The sequence below is a fragment of the Gracilibacillus sp. HCP3S3_G5_2 genome (assembly GCF_052063305.1).
GTDB lineage: Bacteria > Bacillota > Bacilli > Bacillales > Amphibacillaceae > Gracilibacillus.
Window position 1 is genome coordinate 1 of the sequence record NZ_JBQHXU010000032.1, and the last position, 1,817, is coordinate 1,817.

Sequence of the window (1,817 nt, forward strand, 5' to 3'; positions counted from 1 at the left end):
CTCCCTCAATAAATTAATTATTTCTTAGAATTTCGCCGTTTTTCTTTGATTTTTTATGGTTTTGTTGCTTTTGAATCAATTGGTGGCCACCAATTGATTCAAAATTAGGTTGAAATTGGTAGTTGAATGGCCATCCAACCACCCAAATTGGATATATATTCCAATTTAGTGGAATTTTTATAATCGCACGACTGGATCTCCACATTCACATGGCGGTAAACCCTCCCATGTCTCTCGGCGTCAATGCGCGTAAATTCCTTCGTTCAACCTATCCATGCGTGGCTGCCGGAAATGCTCCTTAAGTGGGTCATAGCCCTAATGGTTGTATATCGACCGGCTAATCCGTGCTTCAAATGTCCATTTATCATCAAAGCCTAAACGGCTAAAGTCAACCTAAGCAGCTTCTTGTATCTTAGCTATAATAGGTGTATCAGCTAACATTTTTGTTTCACTAAATGAACACTGACGTGTTCCTAACACAAAAAAGATCTTGATTAATTTACGACTTAAGGCAATAAACGATTGTTTCCCTGTAAGCGGGTTATTTGGACGATGACGGTAATATTCATGTAATTGCTTAAACGCTTGATTATGATAGGAAAGAGGAATCGCTACTTGATATAAAACAGAGCGTAAACGTTTCCTACCACGTTTGGATATTTTGGTTTGACCGCTATGTTTGCCAGACTGGTTCATCGATAAATTAAGTCCCGCTAATTTGATGATTTGGCGTGGATCTTGATAATTTGAAAGGTCTCCGACCTCCGCAAAGAAAGCGATAACCGTCATAGAACTTACACCTTTAATGGCAACCATTTCTGAAGCCCCAGGAATATACTCCACAAAAGCTTCAAGGGATTCTTCAAGCGTATTTAAACGTTGTTGTAAATGAATGTATTGATCGACCAAATAACGTAATTCTTCTTTAGCCATCTTTAGACCGAATTGAATTCCCACGGTCATCTCGGCTGCTTGTTTAAGCTCTCGAACGCGTTTCAAGCCAACCGCACGTTTAGTGGCAGTTTTAATTTCGGTTAACAACTCTTCCTCTGACGTATTTCTAATTTCATGAGGAAAAAAGCCTTGTTTCAATAAATGGAGAGCGGCTTTCCCGGTCCAATCTTTAAATACTTGTAGAAACTCAGGAAAGTAGCGATCCAACAAATTATGCATTTGGGCTTGAATAGAATTAAGATCTTCTTGAATGATATCGTGAAGCTTCATGCCTTCACGTAATTCAGCGTACACATCCTCAGGTAATGTTGGTTCATGATACCGACCGTCACGTACGATTTGCGCAATGACCTTGGCATCTTTAGTATCATTTTTAGTCGGAGTATCATCATCCATTTCCTTAGATCGTTTAACCTTCATCGGATTCACGACAACTGTTTTAAGACCTCGTTCTTTTAAAAAGTAAGCTAAGTTTAGCCAATAATGACCCGTTGGTTCCATGCCCACAAGAATGTTAGAACGGTTTAATTCATGTGATAAGGATTCGATCCATTGGACGAATCCATTGAATCCCTCTAGTGTGTTATGGAATACGAATCGTTTGGTTAAATCGATTCCTCGATCATCAATAGCACGCGCAACGTGCTTGTGTTTGGCGATATCAACGCCGATAATAATTGTGTTTTCCGTGATTTGCATTAATCGTTTGTTTTGTGTAAAATCCATTTTGAGTCCTCCTTCGGTATTTTCGAGGTCATTGTTTCGTGACGTGACACTCTCTATACTACCAAGGAGGGCTTTTTTTGTGTAACTCCAAATAACCTCATCTAGGGTCAATTTTTCTTATTACAGGAATGCTCCTT

At 39.2% G+C, this 1,817-nt stretch carries 1 protein-coding gene; it reads right to left on the reverse strand.

Annotation, left to right across the window (positions count from 1 at the left end; translation table 11 throughout):
• Nucleotides 1-393 precede the first annotated feature (393 nt).
• Nucleotides 394-1,680, reverse strand: coding sequence for an IS110 family transposase (locus ACTNEP_RS20370; RefSeq protein ID WP_441163778.1), 1,287 nt, complete (start codon nt 1,678-1,680; stop codon nt 394-396).
• Nucleotides 1,681-1,817 lie beyond the last annotated feature (137 nt).

Bases quoted from the DNA above. Each gene is read 5' to 3' on its own strand.
- ACTNEP_RS20370 (WP_441163778.1), bottom strand. From the start codon at position 1,680: ATGGATTTTACACAAAACAAACGATTAATGCAAATCACGGAAAACACA.